General features: G+C 54.8%; 16 protein-coding genes, 1 pseudogene and 1 other annotated feature. Of the genes and pseudogenes, 10 read left to right on the top strand and 7 right to left on the bottom strand.

The window, feature by feature from the left end; all coding sequences use genetic code 11:
- Positions 1-10: 10 nt before the first annotated feature.
- The 4 genes and pseudogenes from SK62_RS07265 to SK62_RS07255 all read right to left on the bottom strand — a co-directional run bounded on the left by SK62_RS07265 (position 11) and on the right by SK62_RS07255 (position 3,435).
- Positions 11-1,369, bottom strand: coding sequence for an APC family permease (locus SK62_RS07265; RefSeq protein ID WP_006811203.1), 1,359 nt, complete (start codon positions 1,367-1,369; stop codon positions 11-13).
- Positions 1,359-1,421 (bottom strand): membrane protein YoeI, encoded by a 63-nt coding sequence (yoeI, locus tag SK62_RS22830; RefSeq protein WP_099458931.1) that lies wholly within the window; start codon positions 1,419-1,421, stop codon positions 1,359-1,361. The genes SK62_RS07265 and yoeI overlap by 11 nt, the downstream gene beginning before the upstream one ends.
- A gap of 219 nt (positions 1,422-1,640) precedes the next feature.
- A complete protein-coding gene (locus SK62_RS07260) occupies positions 1,641-2,570 on the bottom strand; it encodes a LysR substrate-binding domain-containing protein (RefSeq protein ID WP_032654183.1) in 930 nt (309 codons plus the stop codon).
- A gap of 41 nt (positions 2,571-2,611) precedes the next feature.
- A pseudogene (locus tag SK62_RS07255) lies at positions 2,612-3,435 on the bottom strand (SDR family oxidoreductase).
- A gap of 172 nt (positions 3,436-3,607) precedes the next feature.
- Here SK62_RS07255 and hisL point away from each other — a divergent pair.
- From hisL to hisIE, 9 genes are all read left to right on the top strand, one after another.
- Complete coding sequence (gene hisL / locus SK62_RS22825; protein WP_099516347.1) at positions 3,608-3,658, top strand: his operon leader peptide; 51 nt, start codon at positions 3,608-3,610, stop codon at positions 3,656-3,658.
- Positions 3,634-3,757, top strand: a sequence feature (His leader region). Its footprint overlaps the gene before it by 25 nt.
- 45 nt (positions 3,758-3,802) lie before the next feature.
- The gene (gene hisG, locus SK62_RS07250) at positions 3,803-4,702 is read left to right on the top strand and encodes an ATP phosphoribosyltransferase (RefSeq protein ID WP_000886595.1); all 900 of its coding nucleotides are present in this window, start codon (positions 3,803-3,805) and stop codon (positions 4,700-4,702) included.
- A gap of 5 nt (positions 4,703-4,707) precedes the next feature.
- Positions 4,708-6,012, top strand: a complete 1,305-nt coding sequence (gene hisD, locus SK62_RS07245) for a histidinol dehydrogenase (protein WP_047062988.1) — start codon at positions 4,708-4,710, stop codon at positions 6,010-6,012.
- The gene (hisC, locus tag SK62_RS07240; protein WP_045142658.1) at positions 6,009-7,070 is read left to right on the top strand and encodes a histidinol-phosphate transaminase; all 1,062 of its coding nucleotides are present in this window, start codon (positions 6,009-6,011) and stop codon (positions 7,068-7,070) included. The genes hisD and hisC overlap by 4 nt, the downstream gene beginning before the upstream one ends.
- Positions 7,067-8,134 carry a bifunctional histidinol-phosphatase/imidazoleglycerol-phosphate dehydratase HisB gene (hisB, locus tag SK62_RS07235; RefSeq protein WP_047718263.1) on the top strand — a complete coding sequence of 356 codons (1,068 nt, stop codon included), beginning with the start codon at positions 7,067-7,069 and terminating at the stop codon, positions 8,132-8,134. The genes hisC and hisB overlap by 4 nt, the downstream gene beginning before the upstream one ends.
- Positions 8,134-8,724 (top strand): imidazole glycerol phosphate synthase subunit HisH, encoded by a 591-nt coding sequence (hisH, locus tag SK62_RS07230; RefSeq protein WP_045333807.1) that lies wholly within the window; start codon positions 8,134-8,136, stop codon positions 8,722-8,724. Before hisB ends, hisH begins: the two co-directional genes overlap by 1 nt.
- A complete protein-coding gene (gene hisA, locus SK62_RS07225; RefSeq protein WP_047718265.1) occupies positions 8,724-9,461 on the top strand; it encodes a 1-(5-phosphoribosyl)-5-[(5-phosphoribosylamino)methylideneamino]imidazole-4-carboxamide isomerase in 738 nt (245 codons plus the stop codon). The genes hisH and hisA overlap by 1 nt, the downstream gene beginning before the upstream one ends.
- Positions 9,443-10,219: an imidazole glycerol phosphate synthase subunit HisF gene (gene hisF, locus SK62_RS07220; protein WP_003859481.1), complete on the top strand. Its 777-nt coding sequence runs from the start codon at positions 9,443-9,445 to the stop codon at positions 10,217-10,219. The genes hisA and hisF overlap by 19 nt, the downstream gene beginning before the upstream one ends.
- A complete protein-coding gene (gene hisIE / locus SK62_RS07215; protein WP_032103476.1) occupies positions 10,213-10,824 on the top strand; it encodes a bifunctional phosphoribosyl-AMP cyclohydrolase/phosphoribosyl-ATP diphosphatase HisIE in 612 nt (203 codons plus the stop codon). The genes hisF and hisIE overlap by 7 nt, the downstream gene beginning before the upstream one ends.
- Positions 10,825-10,863: 39 nt before the next feature.
- Here the strand turns inward: hisIE and wzzB are convergent, their stop codons facing one another.
- Positions 10,864-11,844, bottom strand: coding sequence for an LPS O-antigen chain length determinant protein WzzB (gene wzzB / locus SK62_RS07210; protein WP_047718266.1), 981 nt, complete (start codon positions 11,842-11,844; stop codon positions 10,864-10,866).
- Positions 11,845-12,036: 192 nt separating this feature from the next.
- On the opposite strand from wzzB, the gene SK62_RS07205 reads away from it, so the two are divergent.
- A complete protein-coding gene (locus SK62_RS07205; RefSeq protein ID WP_047718268.1) occupies positions 12,037-13,041 on the top strand; it encodes an NAD-dependent epimerase in 1,005 nt (334 codons plus the stop codon).
- 47 nt (positions 13,042-13,088) lie between these two features.
- Here SK62_RS07205 and ugd read toward each other — a convergent pair whose 3' ends face one another.
- Both ugd and gndA read right to left on the bottom strand, forming a co-directional pair.
- A complete protein-coding gene (gene ugd, locus SK62_RS07200) occupies positions 13,089-14,255 on the bottom strand; it encodes a UDP-glucose 6-dehydrogenase (protein ID WP_023294998.1) in 1,167 nt (388 codons plus the stop codon).
- Between the two features lie 253 nt (positions 14,256-14,508).
- Positions 14,509-15,915, bottom strand: coding sequence for an NADP-dependent phosphogluconate dehydrogenase (gene gndA / locus SK62_RS07195; RefSeq protein ID WP_023294999.1), 1,407 nt, complete (start codon positions 15,913-15,915; stop codon positions 14,509-14,511).
- Positions 15,916-16,029: the final 114 nt, after the last annotated feature.

Raw genomic sequence — 16,029 nt, 5'->3', positions numbered from 1 at the left:
CGACACAGTCTTACGCGACGTCTTCGTACTGAGGAACCGGGTTGCGGAAGCTTCTGGTCACGCAAGCCAGGTAAATCAGACCGATTGCACCCCAGATCAGACCCAGAACCATTGAGCTCTCTTCCAGGTTGATCCACAGGGCGCCCACCGTCAGGGCACCACACACTGGCAGCACCAGATAGTTGATGTGGTCCTTCAGCGTCTTGTTGCGCTTCTCACGGATCCAGAACTGCGAAATCACGGAGAGGTTAACGAAGGTGAACGCCACCAGCGCACCAAAGTTAATCAGCGCCGTGGCCGTTACCAGGTCGAATTTAATCGCCAGCAGGGCAATAGCGCCCACCAGCAGCACGTTCCACGCCGGGGTACGCCATTTAGGATGCACGTAACCGAAGAAGCGGGTTGGGAACACACCGTCACGGCCCATCACGTACATCAGACGAGAGACGCCCGCGTGCGCTGCCATACCGGAAGCCAGTACGGTGACGCTGGAGAAGATCAGCACGCCCCACTGGAAGGTTTTACCCGCCACGTACAGCATAATTTCAGGCTGTGATGCATCCGGATCTTTAAAGCGAGAGATATCCGGGAAGTACAGCTGTAAGAAGTAAGACGCACCAATGAAGATCAGGCCGCCAATCAGCGCGGTCAGGAAAATCGCTTTCGGGATCACGCGCTCAGCGTCTTTGGTCTCTTCAGACAGAGAAGAGATACCGTCGAAGCCCAGGAACGAGAAGCACAGGATAGTTGCACCGGTGATCATCGGCACTACGTGAGCGCCTTCAGACCAGAACGGACGGGTGCTGGTCAGCGTACCTGCGCCTTCCCCGTGGGAAACGCCGTAGATGATCAGCCCAACGATAACCGCAACAATCCCCATCTGAAGGATCACAATCAGGGTGTTGAAGTTAGCCACGGTCTTGATGCTGCGCAGGTTAGAGATGGTCATAAAGGCCACCAGCGCCACAACGAAGATCCACGACGGCACGGAAGGCACCAGCGCTTCGAAGTAAATTTTTGCCAGCAGAATGTTGATCATCGGCATGAACAGGTAGTCCAGCAGTGATGACCAGCCCACCATAAAGCCAACCGCCGGGCTAATGGATTTCTGAGCATAGGTGTACGCAGAGCCTGCGGACGGGAAACGGCGAACCAGTTTACCGTAGCTCAGCGCTGTAAAGAGGATGGCGACCAGCGCAAAGGCGTACGCCGTTGCAACGTGACCGTCAGTAAGGCCTGATACGATACCGAATGTATCGAACAGCGTCATCGGTTGCATATAGGCAAGGCCCATCATAACAACCGGAATCAACGTAAGCGTTTTACGTAATTCCACGCGAGAGGTGTTTGGAGTTGCGTTATGCGACATAGTTATTCTCCTTTACGGTGATAACCGCCACGTAAGCGAAAAATTGCCCCATTTCTTTCTTCCTCAGCGACAACAACTGTCGGATTTTAGTAAATATCTATCCGGTACGAAGCCCGGCCTCTTGGTTTTTAGTTTCGTTTCGTACATGCAAAAAAAAATAACCGACGCCTTTTATATCGTCGATTATTCATTTGTTTGCAGCGGCGGCATTTTGCCCTATTCCAGATACAAAAGGCAATACATTGAGAAACCTGCCCATAAATTAATTTTACTAACTGATTGATTTCCCATCATCTGCCTGAGCGTAAACTGTGGCGATAGCACTATTTGCTAAAATTTCGTCTCGCCACCAGGCACTGGCAAGCCCGGCGGTCTGTTCATTCCAGCCCACCCATACCGGTTCGTTACTGCTCTGCGCTAAAACTTGTTTTTCCACCAGCGCTCCGCTGTCAATAAACCGCTGCGCTAAATAACGGGGAAGGTAACCGCACCCCAGGCCGCTTATTTGCAGCTCCAGCTTGGTTTTAAAATCAAAAACGGTGATGGCCTCCTGCTCATCCAGCAGCTGCGATGAAATGCCGCATTCGGGGCGAGAGCTGTCTCCAACCACAATGGCGCGATAGTTTTTAATGACGCGTCGGGTAACAGGCTCCGGTTCATTCGCCAGCGGGTGATGAGGCGCAACGGCAAAAACCTGCTCCAGAACACCCAGCCGCGCAAAACCAAATTCGCTCAACTGGGGAGGCTCATGCAGCGCCCCAACGATGATATCCGCCCTGCCCTGCGTCAGGGCCTCCCAGGAACCGCCCAGCACGCCATTAATAAAAACCAGCCGCGTGACGCTATGGCGCTGATAGAACGCCTCAATAAGCGGAGTGAGCAGGGAGAAAGGGAATGTATCATCAACCCCAATTACCAGCTCATTTTCCCAGCCCTGGTGAAGTTTGACGGCCTGTTTTTCCAGCTCGCGAACCGTATGCAGCACGTCACGCCCTTTTTCCAGCAGCATCTGCCCTGTACGGGTGAAACGCGCGCGATGCCCGGTGCGGTCAAGGATTTGGATATTAAGATCGCTCTCGAGCTTTTGCACGGTGTAGCTCAGAGCCGAAGGGGTTTTATAGAGCTTCGCCGAGGCGGCGGCAAAGCTCCCCTCTTTTTCCAGCGCATCCAGAATAACAAGAACATCCAGCAGCGGTTTCATCTTCGCCCCCTTGCGGTGTGCGATTGTCTCCGCCGGCGCAATTATTCCATGGGCATAACCAGCGGATCGGGATACTGATATTCAAATCCCAGTTCATGGCAAATACGATTGCCATCAATAATTTTGCCTTTGCGTTCTCCCTGCGCCTCACTGAATACCGGCGGCGCCAGACCCAGCTGGCGCGCCATCAGCGGATAAAAGGTACTGCGCGGCGGATGCGAAGGCGCACATATATTATAGATGTGCCCCCTTTCGGAGCCTGCAAAAGCAGTTCTATGGCGCCGATAACATCCTCAAGATGCACAAGATTAACCCCGTGCTGGCCATCCGGCGCGGATTTACCGGCAAAGAAGCGCCCCGGATGACGCCCCGGCCCCACCAGCCCGGCCAGGCGTAAGATATCCACCTGCGTGCCAGGCAAATTGTGCAGCCAGTCTTCCAGCTCTTTCAGCACCCGGCCGCTGGCGGTCACCGGACGGCGCTCGGTGTTTTCTTTCGCCGTACCGTCGATATCGCCATAGACGGAGGTGGAGCTGGTGAAAATGATACGCGGGATATGGTGCGCCAGGGCGCTGTCGACAATCTCCTGCACCGCCTGCAAGTAAAAAGACTCACCCGGGCCGCTGCGCCGCGCCGGCAAGGTAATGACCAGCGCGTCCACATTCATCAATTCATCCAGCTCGTCGGTATCGCAGATAAGCTCGGGTTCGAGACGCAGCTCAACACCATCAATGCCGCACATGCGTGCCGCTTCAACCCCATCTCGGGTGGTCTTACTCCCTGTCACCTGCCAGCCTTTCGCGGCTAATGACATCGCCAGTGGCATTCCTAACCATCCTAACCCGACAATCGCGACCTTTTTCATTACATTCTCCGCTTAACGATGCCTGTTATAAGGCTACGCCAGCCTGTTGGAACGCACAATTCATACCATCAATATGAAATGAATTAATGATCAAAAAAAGCCCTTGCTTTATGGCGTACAACTGGTTTAGGTTAAAAGACATCAAATGCATAAGCATTCAACGAGAATTTATATGACACGCGTTCCTTTTAAAAACCACCATCATCACCATCATCCTGACTAGTCTTTCAGGCGATGTGTGCTGGAAGACGTTTGGATCTTCCAGTGGTGCATGAACGCATGAAAAAGCCCCCGGAAGATCTTCTTCCGGGGGCTTTTTTTTGGACCGCATTCAGACAGGTTAAAACAGGTTAACGAGGAACACAGAATGTTAGATAACTCACGTTTACGCATAGCTATTCAAAAATCAGGCCGTTTAAGCGACGATTCACGCGAACTGCTGGCCCGCTGCGGGATTAAAATCAACCTGCACACCCAGCGCCTGATCGCCCTGGCTGAAAATATGCCGATCGACATTCTGCGCGTACGTGATGACGATATCCCGGGCCTGGTGATGGATGGCGTCGTTGATCTCGGCATCATCGGCGAAAACGTACTGGAAGAAGAGTTATTAACCCGCCGCGCGCAGGGCGAAGATCCGCGCTACTTTACCCTGCGTCGTCTGGACTTTGGCGGTTGCCGCCTGTCGCTGGCTACGCCGGTCGATGAAGCCTGGGACGGCCCGGCCGCGCTGAACGGCAAACGTATCGCCACCTCTTACCCTCACCTGCTGAAGCGTTACCTCGATCAAAAAGGCGTGCAGTTTAAATCCTGTCTGCTGAACGGCTCCGTTGAAGTGGCGCCACGTGCGGGCCTGGCCGATGCCATCTGTGACCTCGTCTCCACCGGCGCCACGCTCGAAGCGAACGGCCTGCGCGAAGTGGAAGTGATCTACCGCTCCAAAGCGTGCCTTATCCAGCGCGACGGCGAGATGGCCGACGCCAAACAGCAGCTCATCGACAAACTGCTGACCCGCATTCAGGGCGTGATTCAGGCGCGTGAATCCAAATACATCATGATGCATGCGCCGACCGAGCGCCTGGACGAAGTGATTGCCCTGCTGCCGGGCGCTGAGCGTCCAACCATTCTGCCGCTGGCGGGCGACCAGCAGCGCGTGGCGATGCACATGGTGAGCAGCGAAACCCTGTTCTGGGAAACCATGGAAAAACTGAAGGCGCTGGGCGCAAGTTCCATTCTGGTGCTGCCAATTGAGAAGATGATGGAGTAACGACCATGAGCTTTAACACAATCATCGACTGGAATACCTGTAGCGACGCGCAACAGCGCGAGCTGCTGATGCGCCCGGCAATTTCCGCCTCGGAGAGCATCACCCGCACCGTGGCGGAGATCCTTGATAACGTCAAAGCCCGCGGGGACGATGCGCTGCGCGAGTACAGCGCGAAATTTGACAAGACGGAAGTCGGCGCTTTACAGGTTACCGGGCAGGAAATCATTGATGCCAGCAATCGTCTGGGTGATGACATCAAACAGGCGATGGCCGTCGCGGTGAAAAATATTGATACCTTCCACACCGCGCAGAAATTGCAGGTGGTGGATGTGGAAACCCTGCCCGGCGTACGCTGCCAGCAGGTGACGCGCCCGGTGGCGTCCGTCGGCCTCTATATTCCCGGCGGCTCTGCCCCGCTGTTTTCGACCGTCCTGATGCTGGCCACCCCGGCACGTATTGCCGGTTGTCAGAAGGTGGTGCTCTGCTCTCCTCCACCGATCGCCGATGAGATTCTGTACGCGGCGAAGCTGTGCGGCGTGCAGGCGATCTATAAAGTGGGCGGTGCGCAGGCGATATCCGCCCTGGCGTTCGGGACAGTATCCATTCCTAAGGTCGACAAAATCTTTGGCCCGGGCAATGCCTACGTGACCGAGGCGAAACGCCAGGTCAGCCAGCGTCTGGACGGCGCGGCGATTGATATGCCTGCCGGTCCGTCTGAAGTGCTGGTGATTGCCGACAGCGGCGCTACACCGGATTTCGTGGCCTCTGACCTGCTCTCGCAGGCCGAGCACGGCCCTGACTCGCAGGTGATTTTACTGACGCCAGATGCCGACATGGCAAAACGCGTGGGCGACGCCGTTGAGCGTCAGCTGGCTGACCTGCCGCGTGCGGAAACGGCGCGTCAGGCGCTATCCGCCAGCCGCCTGATTGTGGCCCGCGATCTTGACCAGTGCATCGCCATCTCCAACCAGTACGGTCCTGAGCACCTGATTATTCAGACCCGTAACGCGCGCGATCTGGTCGACAGTATAACCAGCGCAGGATCAGTGTTCCTCGGCGACTGGTCACCGGAATCCGCCGGGGATTACGCCTCCGGCACCAACCACGTGCTGCCGACGTATGGCTATACCTCAACCTGCTCCAGCCTGGGGCTGGCGGATTTCCAGAAGCGCATGACCGTGCAGGAACTCTCCCGCGAGGGATTTGCCTCGCTGGCGTCGACCATTGAAACCCTGGCCGCCGCCGAGCGCCTGACTGCCCACAAAAATGCCGTGACGCTGCGCGTTGCCGCCCTGAAGGAGCAAGCATGAACATCGAAGAATTAGCCCGCGAAAATGTCCGTCGCCTGACGCCCTATCAGTCTGCGCGTCGTCTGGGCGGGAACGGCGACGTCTGGCTGAATGCCAATGAATATCCCACGGCGGTGGCCTTTGAGCTCTCGCAGCAGACGCTGAACCGCTACCCGGAGTGTCAGCCGAAAGCGGTGATCGAGAACTATGCGCAGTATGCAGGCGTGAAGCCTGAGCAGGTGCTGGCCAGCCGTGGGGCTGATGAAGGGATTGAGCTGCTGATCCGCGCCTTCTGTGAGCCGGGTAAAGACGCGGTGATGTACTGCCAGCCTACCTACGGGATGTACAGCGTCAGCGCCGAAACCTTTGGCGTGTCCTGCCGCAACGTGCAGGCGCTCGACAACTGGCAGCTGGATTTGCAGGGCATCGCCGATAACCTCGACGGCGTGAAGGTGGTGTTTGTCTGTAGCCCGAACAACCCCACCGGGCAGATTATTCATCCGCAGGATATCCGCACCCTGCTGGAGATGACGCGCGGCAAGGCGCTGGTCGTCGCTGATGAAGCCTATATTGAGTTCTGCCCGCAGGCGACGCTGGCAGGCTGGCTTGAGGAGTATCCGCATCTCGTTGTGCTGCGTACCCTTTCCAAAGCCTTCGCCCTCGCCGGCCTTCGCTGTGGATTTACGCTGGCAAATAAAGCGGTTATCGACCTGCTGCTGAAAGTGATCGCCCCGTATCCGCTCTCAACGCCGGTTGCCGATATTGCGGCACAGGCGCTGGCCCCGCAGGGCATCAGCGCGATGCGCGAGCGTGTGGCGCAGATCCTGGAAGAGCGTCAGTATCTTGTCGATGCCCTTAAAACGATTCCGTGCGTGGAGCAGGTGTTCGACTCGGAAACCAACTACATCCTGGTGCGCTTCACCGCCTCAAGCGCGATATTTAAATCGTTGTGGGATCAGGGCATTATCTTACGAGACCAGAATAAACAACCTACCCTGAGCGGCTGCCTGCGTATTACCGTCGGCACCCGTGCAGAGAGCCAGCGCGTGATTGACGCCCTGAAAGCGGAGAAAGTATGAGTCAGAAGTATCTCTTTATCGATCGTGACGGCACCATCATCTCGGAGCCACCCAGCGATTTTCAGGTCGATCGTTTCGACAAGCTGGCCTTTGAACCCGACGTGATCCCGGTGCTGCTGAAGCTTCAGAAAGCAGGCTATAAGCTGGTGATGATCACCAACCAGGACGGTCTTGGCACCGACAGCTTCCCGCAGGCGGACTTTGACGGCCCGCACAACCTGATGATGCAGGTGCTGACCTCGCAGGGCATCGCCTTCGACGAAGTGCTGATCTGCCCGCATATGCCTGCCGACGAGTGCGACTGCCGCAAGCCAAAAGTGAAGCTTGTTGAACGTTATCTGGCGGAAGAGGCGCTGGATAAAGGCAACAGCTATGTGATCGGCGATCGCGTCACGGATATCACGCTGGCGGACAACATGGGCATTGCGGGCCTGCGCTATAACCGCGACACGCTAAACTGGGCGATGATTGGCGAGCAGCTCACCAGACGCGACCGCTATTCCCACGTTGAACGCAACACCAAAGAGACGCAGATCGATGTGAAGGTCTGGCTCGACCGCGAAGGCGGCAGCAAGATCCACACCGGCGTCGGTTTCTTTGACCACATGCTGGATCAAATCGCCACGCACGGCGGCTTCCGCATGGAAATCGCGGTGAAGGGCGACCTGTATATCGACGATCACCACACCGTGGAAGATACCGGCCTGGCGCTGGGCGAAGCCCTGAAGCTGGCGCTCGGCGACAAGCGCGGCATCAACCGCTTCGGCTTTGTTCTGCCGATGGACGAGTGCCTGGCGCGCTGCGCGCTGGATATCTCCGGGCGTCCGCACCTGGAATATAAAGCCGACTTTACCTACCAGCGCGTGGGCGATCTCAGCACCGAGATGGTGGAGCATTTCTTCCGCTCGCTTTCTTACACTATGGGTCTGACGCTGCACCTGAAAACCAAAGGCAAAAACGATCACCACCGCGTCGAAAGCCTGTTCAAAGCCTTTGGCCGTACCCTGCGCCAGGCGATCCGCGTGGAAGGTGACGCCCTGCCCTCGTCGAAAGGAGTGCTGTAATGAACGTGGTGATTCTGGACACCGGATGCGCCAACCTGAACTCCGTACAGTCGGCGATTATGCGCCACGGCTACGAGCCGGTGGTGAGCCGCGACCCGGACGTGGTGCTGCGCGCGGATAAACTCTTTCTGCCGGGCGTTGGCACCGCCCAGGCGGCGATGGATCAGATCCATGAGCGCGAGCTGGTGGATCTCATCAAAGCCTGTACTCAACCGGTGCTGGGCATTTGCCTCGGCATGCAGCTGCTTGGCCGCCGCAGCGAAGAGAGCAACGGCGTTGAGCTGCTGGGCATTATTGAAGAAGACGTGCCGAAAATGACCGACCACGGCCTGCCGTTGCCGCACATGGGCTGGAACCGCGTTTATCCGAAGGCGGGCAACAGGCTGTTCCAGGGTATCGAAGACGGCGCATACTTCTATTTCGTCCACAGCTACGCCATGCCCGTGAATACCTACACCATCGCCCAGTGCAATTACGGCGAGGCGTTCACCGCCGCCGTGCAGAAAGATAACTTTTACGGCGTGCAGTTTCACCCGGAACGCTCCGGCGCAGCCGGTGCGCAACTGCTGAAAAATTTCCTGGAGATGTGATGATAATTCCCGCTTTAGATTTAATTGACGGCACGGTTGTTCGTCTCCACCAGGGCGATTACGGGCAGCAGCGCGACTACGGCAACGACCCGCTGCCGCGGTTACAGGCTTACGCCGCCGAGGGTGCTGAGGTGTTGCACCTGGTCGATCTGACCGGCGCGAAAGATCCGTCGAAGCGCCAGATCCCGCTGCTTAAAACACTGGTGGCTGGCGTGGACGTCCCGGTGCAGGTTGGCGGCGGCGTGCGTACGGAAGCCGATGTTGCCGCCTTACTGGACGCGGGCGTGACGCGCGTGGTAGTGGGTTCGACCGCTGTGAAAGATCCTGACAGTGTCAAGGGCTGGTTCCGCCGCTTCGGTGCGGATGCGCTGGTGCTGGCGCTGGATGTGCGCATTGACGCGCAGGGTAACAAGCAGGTCGCGGTCAGCGGCTGGCAGGAAAACTCCGGCGTAACGCTGGAAGAGCTGGTCGGGATTTATCTCCCCGTAGGGCTGAAGCACGTCCTGTGCACGGATATTTCACGCGATGGTACGCTCGCAGGATCTAACGTCTCGCTGTATGAAGAGGTTTGCGCGCGTTATCCGCAGGTGGCGTTTCAGTCCTCTGGCGGTATCGGCGACCTGGCGGATATCGCCGCTCTGCGCGGAACCGGTGTACGTGGCGTGATCGTGGGTCGCGCGCTGCTGGAAGGCAAATTTACGGTGAAGGAGGCGATTCAATGCTGGCAAAACGGATAATTCCCTGCCTGGACGTGCGTGATGGTCAGGTTGTAAAAGGCGTGCAGTTCCGCAACCACGAGATCATTGGCGACATCGTTCCGCTGGCAAAACGTTATGCCGAAGAAGGCGCAGACGAACTGGTATTTTACGATATCACCGCCTCCAGCGATGGCCGCGTGGTGGATAAAAGCTGGGTGGCGCGCGTGGCAGAGGTGATTGATATTCCCTTCTGCGTGGCGGGCGGGATTAAATCTGCTGACGATGCGGCGAAAATTCTCTCTTTCGGTGCGGACAAAATTTCGATTAACTCCCCTGCGCTCGCAGATCCGGAGCTGATTACGCGTCTGGCGGACCGCTTTGGCGTGCAGTGCATTGTCGTGGGGATCGACACCTGGTTTGATACCGCGACGGGCAAATATCACGTTAACCAGTACACCGGCGATGAAAGCCGCACGCGCGTCACCCAATGGGAGACGCTGGACTGGGTGCAGGAAGTACAAAAACGCGGCGCGGGTGAGATCGTGCTGAACATGATGAACCAGGACGGCGTACGCAACGGTTACGACCTCGAGCAGCTGAAAAAAGTGCGCGCGGTCTGCCAGGTTCCGCTGATTGCCTCCGGCGGCGCGGGCACCATGGAACACTTCCTTGAAGCCTTCCGCGATGCGAACGTAGACGGCGCGCTGGCCGCTTCCGTGTTCCACAAACAGATTATCAATATTGGTGAGTTAAAAACGTACCTGGCCGACCAGGGCGTGGAGATCAGGGTATGTTAACAGAGCAACAACAGGCGCAGCTGGACTGGGAAAAAACTGACGGATTACTGCCGGTGGTTGTACAGCATGCCGTTTCAGGCGAAGTGCTGATGCTGGGATACATGAACCAGGAGGCACTGGCAAAAACGATCGACAGCGGCAAGGTGACGTTTTTCTCGCGCACCAAACAGCGCCTGTGGACGAAAGGGGAAACCTCGGGTCACTTCCTGAATGTGGTCGGCATTACGCCAGACTGCGACAACGACACCCTGCTGGTGCTGGTCAACCCGATTGGGCCGACCTGCCACAAAGGCACCAGCAGCTGCTTCGGCGAGGCGAGCCACCAGTGGCTGTTCCTCTATCAGCTGGAACAGCTGCTGGCAGAGCGTAAATCAGCGGATCCCGAGAGCTCGTACACGGCGAAGCTGTACGCCAGCGGCACCAAGCGTATTGCGCAGAAAGTGGGTGAGGAAGGCGTTGAAACGGCGCTGGCGGCCACCGTGCATGACCGGGAGGAGCTGACGAACGAAGCGTCGGATTTGATGTATCACCTGCTGGTGCTGCTTCAGGATCAGGAGCTGGATTTAACGACGGTGATTGAGAATTTGCGGAAACGGCATAAATAAAAAAAGACCGGGGAGACCCGGTCTTTTTTTGTGTGTAAATCAGGCTCGTGGCTTGTAGTTTCTCAGCGCGTTACGGCCGAGGACGACAGCAGAACCGATGATCCCGCCGAGGAGAACGGCAAGGATGAGGGTGATGGCCTTTTTAGGGCTGTCACGCTTGATTGGCAGATCTGGTTTCATTACGTAACGATAGACATGTAACGTGTCTGGGTTAACGTTGAGGTTTTCAATGTCCAGTAAGTTCTTTTTGGTCTGATAGTAAGAGCCAGGGAAGACCAGCGGACGGGACGCCTCGTTATCAACCATTGATTTGAGCGCTACGGTGCCCAGCAGGAACATGGTTTCCTGAGTAACATCCTGCGTTTGCTGGAGCTGCGGTGTGCTAATTTTCGCCGCCTCCGCGTTCTTAAGCGCCTCAGAAATTTGCTTGATACGCAGATCTTTTTGCTCCTGTGCCACTTTCTCCTGGTTCAGAAGAGAGTCGTTCAGGGTTGTGATCTGTTGCTTGAGGTTGTCTCTGAGGTCAAGCGTCAGTTCTTTGGCCGTTTGTTCGTCAACCTGCTGGATGTATTGGGCCAACTGCTTTTGCGCAGCTTCAGCCGAATCGCTCTGATAACTGACAGTTAAAGGTACACTCTGTCCCTTTACAGTAGGCTCAATGGACAATTTCTCGGGAAATTCCTGGTTGTCCAGCGCTTGCGCTAATGCTGAAAAAGAAGAATTAAAACGACCAATAGCACGATTTTGGATATCTAAGGTTGAAGGTGCTGCCCCGCCATAGAGGATATTCAACGCATTGGAATAGGTGGCGATTTGTGCCGCATCTGGCTGGGCTATGATGGCGGATGACGTCCATTTCTCTTTAGCAACAGTGATGTAGACAACGGCGAGAACGATAAAAGCAGCAACAAATGCCCCTATTACCCACTTACCACGCCACAGCTGTAGCATTAAATCCAGTAAATCAATTTGCTCCGGGTCATTGTTGCGTGTGACCAGGTTATTGTTGTTTTGCGTCATACAATCCCTAACAGATGAAAAAGGGCAAAAATAATCTTGTTTCCTTAGTGTATCTGTTGCTGGCGATTTTTCTATAAGAATCCGATGAGTTATATCGGAAAGATGGGTTATGTAAGTGAAGTGCGACGCGCTATCATAGACGGATTCTGATGTCCTGGGACATCAACAAGAAGACTGTGAATGAGGGAAGCTATGAAATTTCTGGTAACTGGCGCGGCGGGCTTTATCGGTTCTCATGTCAGCAAGCGCCTGCTTGATGCAGGGCATAAGGTTGTTGGGCTTGATAACCTGAATGATTACTATGACCCTAACCTCAAGCTCGCTCGCCTCGAACTGCTCAAATCCGAGAGTTTCACCTTCCACAAGCTGGACTTAGCGGACCGCGAGGGCATGGCTGCGCTCTTCGCCAATGAAAAATTTGACCGCGTGATCCATCTTGCCGCCCAGGCGGGCGTGCGTTACTCGCTGGAAAACCCGCATGCCTACGCGGATGCGAACCTGGTAGGTCACCTGAACGTGCTGGAAGGCTGTCGCCACAATAAGGTTCAGCATCTTCTGTATGCTTCATCCAGCTCTGTATACGGCCTCAACCGTAAGATGCCGTTTTCTACTGACGACTCCGTAGACCATCCGGTTTCCCTGTATGCGGCAACCAAAAAAGCCAATGAGTTGATGTCGCATACCTATTCGCATCTGTACAATCTGCCGACCACTGGCCTGCGCTTCTTTACCGTGTATGGCCCATGGGGCCGACCGGACATGGCGCTGTTCAAATTCACCAAAGCCATGATTGAAGGCAACAGCATCGACGTATACAACTACGGCAAGATGAAGCGCGACTTCACCTATATCGATGATATTGCGGAGGCGATTATTCGCCTACAGGACGTTATCCCTCAGGCCGATGCCGACTGGACGGTCGAAACCGGTTCGCCAGCAACCAGCTCTGCCCCGTATCGCGTGTATAACATCGGCAACAGTTCACCTGTCGAACTGATGGATTACATTACCGCGCTTGAAGAGGCGCTGGGCAAGGAAGCGGTGAAAAATATGATGCCGATCCAGCCGGGGGACGTGCTGGAGACCAGTGCGGACACCAAAGCGCTGTATGACGTTATTGGGTTTAAACCACAAACCTCAGTCAAAGAAGGCGTGAAAAACTTCGTCGACTGGTACCGCAACTTCTATAACGTTTAAAAACAAAAAACCCGGCAGATTGCCGGGTTTTTTTATCACGATTTTAATCAGTCGCTGCCGAACAAATCGCGGGTATAGACTTTATCTTTCACGTCCGCCAGCTCTTCCGCCATACGGTTGGAGATAATTACATCCGCTTCTTTCTTAAATGCATCCAGATCGCGAATGACGCGCGAGTGGAAGAACTCATCTTCCTGCATCGCCGGTTCATAAATAATGACCTGCACGCCCTTCGCCTTAATACGCTTCATGATCCCCTGAATGGAAGAAGCGCGGAAGTTATCGGAACCGCTCTTCATGATCAGGCGATACACGCCCACCACTTTCGGCTGACGCGCGAGAATGGAATCCGAGATGAAGTCTTTACGCGTGCGGTTGGCATCCACAATGGCAGAAATCAGGTTGTTCGGCACCGCCTGATAGTTAGCCAGCAGCTGCTTGGTATCTTTTGGCAGGCAGTAGCCACCATAACCGAAGGATGGGTTGTTGTAATGGTTACCGATACGCGGGTCAAGACACACGCCCTCGATGATCTGACGGGTGTTCAGACCTAAGCTCTCGGCATAGCTGTCAAGTTCGTTGAAGTAAGCCACACGCATCGCCAGATAGGTATTGGCGAAAAGCTTAATGGCCTCTGCCTCGGTGGAATCGGTGAACAGCACCGGAATATCTTTTTTGATTGCGCCTTCCTGAAGCAACGCAGCAAAACGCTCCGCACGCTCGGAACGCTCGCCAATCACGATACGGGATGGGTGCAGGTTATCGTATAACGCCCTGCCCTCGCGGAGAAATTCCGGCGAGAAGAAGACATTATCAATACCCAACTCTTCTTTAATCGATTTGGTGAAGCCTACCGGAATGGTCGATTTGATGATCATCACCGCTTTTGGGTTGATTGCGATAACATCTTTGATCACCGCTTCTACGGTTGAGGTGTTGAAGTAGTTGGTTTTTGGGTCGTAATCCGTTGGTGTGGCGATGATGACGAAATCTGCGTCGCGGTAGGCGTCTTCTTTGTCCGTCGTAGCACGGAAATTCAGCGGTTTATTAGCAAGGTATTCCTGGATTTCTTTATCAACAATCGGGGATTGCTTTTGATTAAGCATATCCACTTTGGACTGAACGATATCCAACGCCACCACTTCATGGTTTTGTGCGATCAGAATGCCGTTTGATAGGCCTACATAGCCTGTTCCGGAGATAGTTATTTTCATTCGTTCAACTTCTTCAAGTTTAGGTTTCAGGAGGCGTAAGCACACCACCGCAATAAACAACTGTTGAGGTTTTTACCTCTTATGTTGAGCGGCTGTCAAGGCGAATGCCTGGCTGCAGAAATGAGAAAACGCAGTGGTTTATAGGGTGTTTAAAGACACTCGCTGGACAAAGCAAGTCCAGATGGGCTTATCCGTTATAAAAAAAGCCCGGTGAACATCACCGGGCTTTGTTATCAGGCTGAGTTAAATCAGATTAATCCAGCCATTCGGTGTGGAACACACCTTCTTTATCGGTACGTTTATACGTATGCGCACCAAAGTAATCACGCTGCGCCTGGATCAGGTTCGCTGGCAGTACGGCAGCACGGTAGCTGTCATAGTACGCCACCGCAGCGGAGAAGGTCGGAACAGGGATACCGTTCTGCACAGCGTAAGCAACCACGTCACGCAGCGCCTGCTGGTATTCGTCCGCGATTTTCTTGAAGTACGGTGCCAGCAGCAGATTCGCGATACCGGCATTTTCAGCGTACGCATCAGTAATTTTCTGCAGGAACTGAGCGCGGATAATGCAACCAGCACGGAAGATCTTCGCGATTTCGCCGTAATTCAGATCCCAGTTGTTTTCGTCTGAAGCGGCACGCAGCTGAGAGAAACCTTGTGCATAAGAGACGATTTTACCCAGATACAGTGCACGACGAACTTTCTCAACGAATTCAGCTTTATCACCCGCTGGCTTGGCCTGAGGGCCAGACAGTACTTTTGAAGCGGCAACACGCTGCTCTTTCAGAGAGGAAATGTAACGTGCAAACACAGATTCGGTGATCAGGGACAGAGGCTCGCCCAGATCCAGAGAGCTCTGGCTGGTCCATTTACCGGTCCCCTTGTTCGCTGCTTCATCCAGAATCACATCAACCAGGTATTTACCCTCTTCATCTTTTTTAGTGAAGATATCTTTGGTGATGTCGATCAGGTAGCTGTTCAGCTCGCCTTTATTCCACTCGGTGAAGGTCTCGGCGAGTTCTTCGTTAGAGAGGTTCAGGCCACCTTTCAGCAGGGAGTATGCTTCGGCAATCAACTGCATATCGCCGTATTCGATGCCGTTGTGAACCATTTTCACATAGTGGCCAGCACCGTCAGGACCGATATAGGTCACGCACGGCTCGCCGTCTTCTGCAACGGCTGCAATTTTGGTCAGGATAGGCGCGACCAGTTCGTACGCTTCTTTCTGGCCGCCAGGCATGATAGAAGGACCTTTCAGTGCACCTTCTTCACCACCGGAAACGCCGGTACCGATGAAGTTAAAGCCTTCCGCAGACAGTTCACGGTTACGACGAATGGTGTCGTGGAAGAAGGTGTTGCCGCCATCAATGATGATGTCGCCTTTATCCAGATACGGTTTCAGGGAATCGATAGCAGCATCGGTACCCGCGCCCGCTTTCACCATTAACAGGATACGACGAGGCGTTTCCAGAGACTCAACGAACTCTTTAACCGTATAGAAAGGAACCAGCTTCTTGCCTGGATTCTCAGCGATGACTTCTTCAGTCTTATCACGGGAGCGGTTGAAAACGGAGACGGTATAACCACGGCTTTCGATGTTGAGCGCCAGGTTGCGCCCCATCACTGCCATACCGACAACGCCGATCTGTTGCTTTGACATTACATACTCCTGTCTTGGGGATAATCACTGCGGTGCGATGCAGTTTGAATGTATATACGATGTTAACTCAAGCCTGTTACTTATGGATAGCCTTTGGTGCGCTAACGGCCGCGA

This window comes from Enterobacter sp. BIDMC109 (genome assembly GCF_001037885.1).
Classification (GTDB): Bacteria; Pseudomonadota; Gammaproteobacteria; order Enterobacterales; family Enterobacteriaceae; genus Enterobacter; species Enterobacter hormaechei_C.
The sequence above is the reverse complement of the archived record's forward strand: the minus strand, read 5'-3'. Positions and strand labels throughout refer to the sequence as shown.

Excerpts from the sequence above, each read along its gene's own strand:
- hisB (WP_047718263.1), top strand. The coding sequence starts at position 7,067 with ATGAGTCAGAAGTATCTCTTTATCGATCGTGACGGCACCATCATCTCG.
- hisD (WP_047062988.1), top strand. The coding sequence starts at position 4,708 with ATGAGCTTTAACACAATCATCGACTGGAATACCTGTAGCGACGCGCAA.
- hisIE (WP_032103476.1), top strand. The coding sequence starts at position 10,213 with ATGTTAACAGAGCAACAACAGGCGCAGCTGGACTGGGAAAAAACTGAC.
- hisH (WP_045333807.1), top strand. The coding sequence starts at position 8,134 with ATGAACGTGGTGATTCTGGACACCGGATGCGCCAACCTGAACTCCGTA.
- SK62_RS07265 (WP_006811203.1), bottom strand. The coding sequence starts at position 1,369 with ATGTCGCATAACGCAACTCCAAACACCTCTCGCGTGGAATTACGTAAA.
- hisA (WP_047718265.1), top strand. The coding sequence starts at position 8,724 with ATGATAATTCCCGCTTTAGATTTAATTGACGGCACGGTTGTTCGTCTC.
- wzzB (WP_047718266.1), bottom strand. The coding sequence starts at position 11,844 with ATGACGCAAAACAACAATAACCTGGTCACACGCAACAATGACCCGGAG.
- ugd (WP_023294998.1), bottom strand. The coding sequence starts at position 14,255 with ATGAAAATAACTATCTCCGGAACAGGCTATGTAGGCCTATCAAACGGC.
- gndA (WP_023294999.1), bottom strand. The coding sequence starts at position 15,915 with ATGTCAAAGCAACAGATCGGCGTTGTCGGTATGGCAGTGATGGGGCGC.
- hisC (WP_045142658.1), top strand. The coding sequence starts at position 6,009 with ATGAACATCGAAGAATTAGCCCGCGAAAATGTCCGTCGCCTGACGCCC.
- SK62_RS07260 (WP_032654183.1), bottom strand. The coding sequence starts at position 2,570 with ATGAAACCGCTGCTGGATGTTCTTGTTATTCTGGATGCGCTGGAAAAA.
- SK62_RS07205 (WP_047718268.1), top strand. The coding sequence starts at position 12,037 with ATGAAATTTCTGGTAACTGGCGCGGCGGGCTTTATCGGTTCTCATGTC.
- hisF (WP_003859481.1), top strand. The coding sequence starts at position 9,443 with ATGCTGGCAAAACGGATAATTCCCTGCCTGGACGTGCGTGATGGTCAG.
- hisG (WP_000886595.1), top strand. The coding sequence starts at position 3,803 with ATGTTAGATAACTCACGTTTACGCATAGCTATTCAAAAATCAGGCCGT.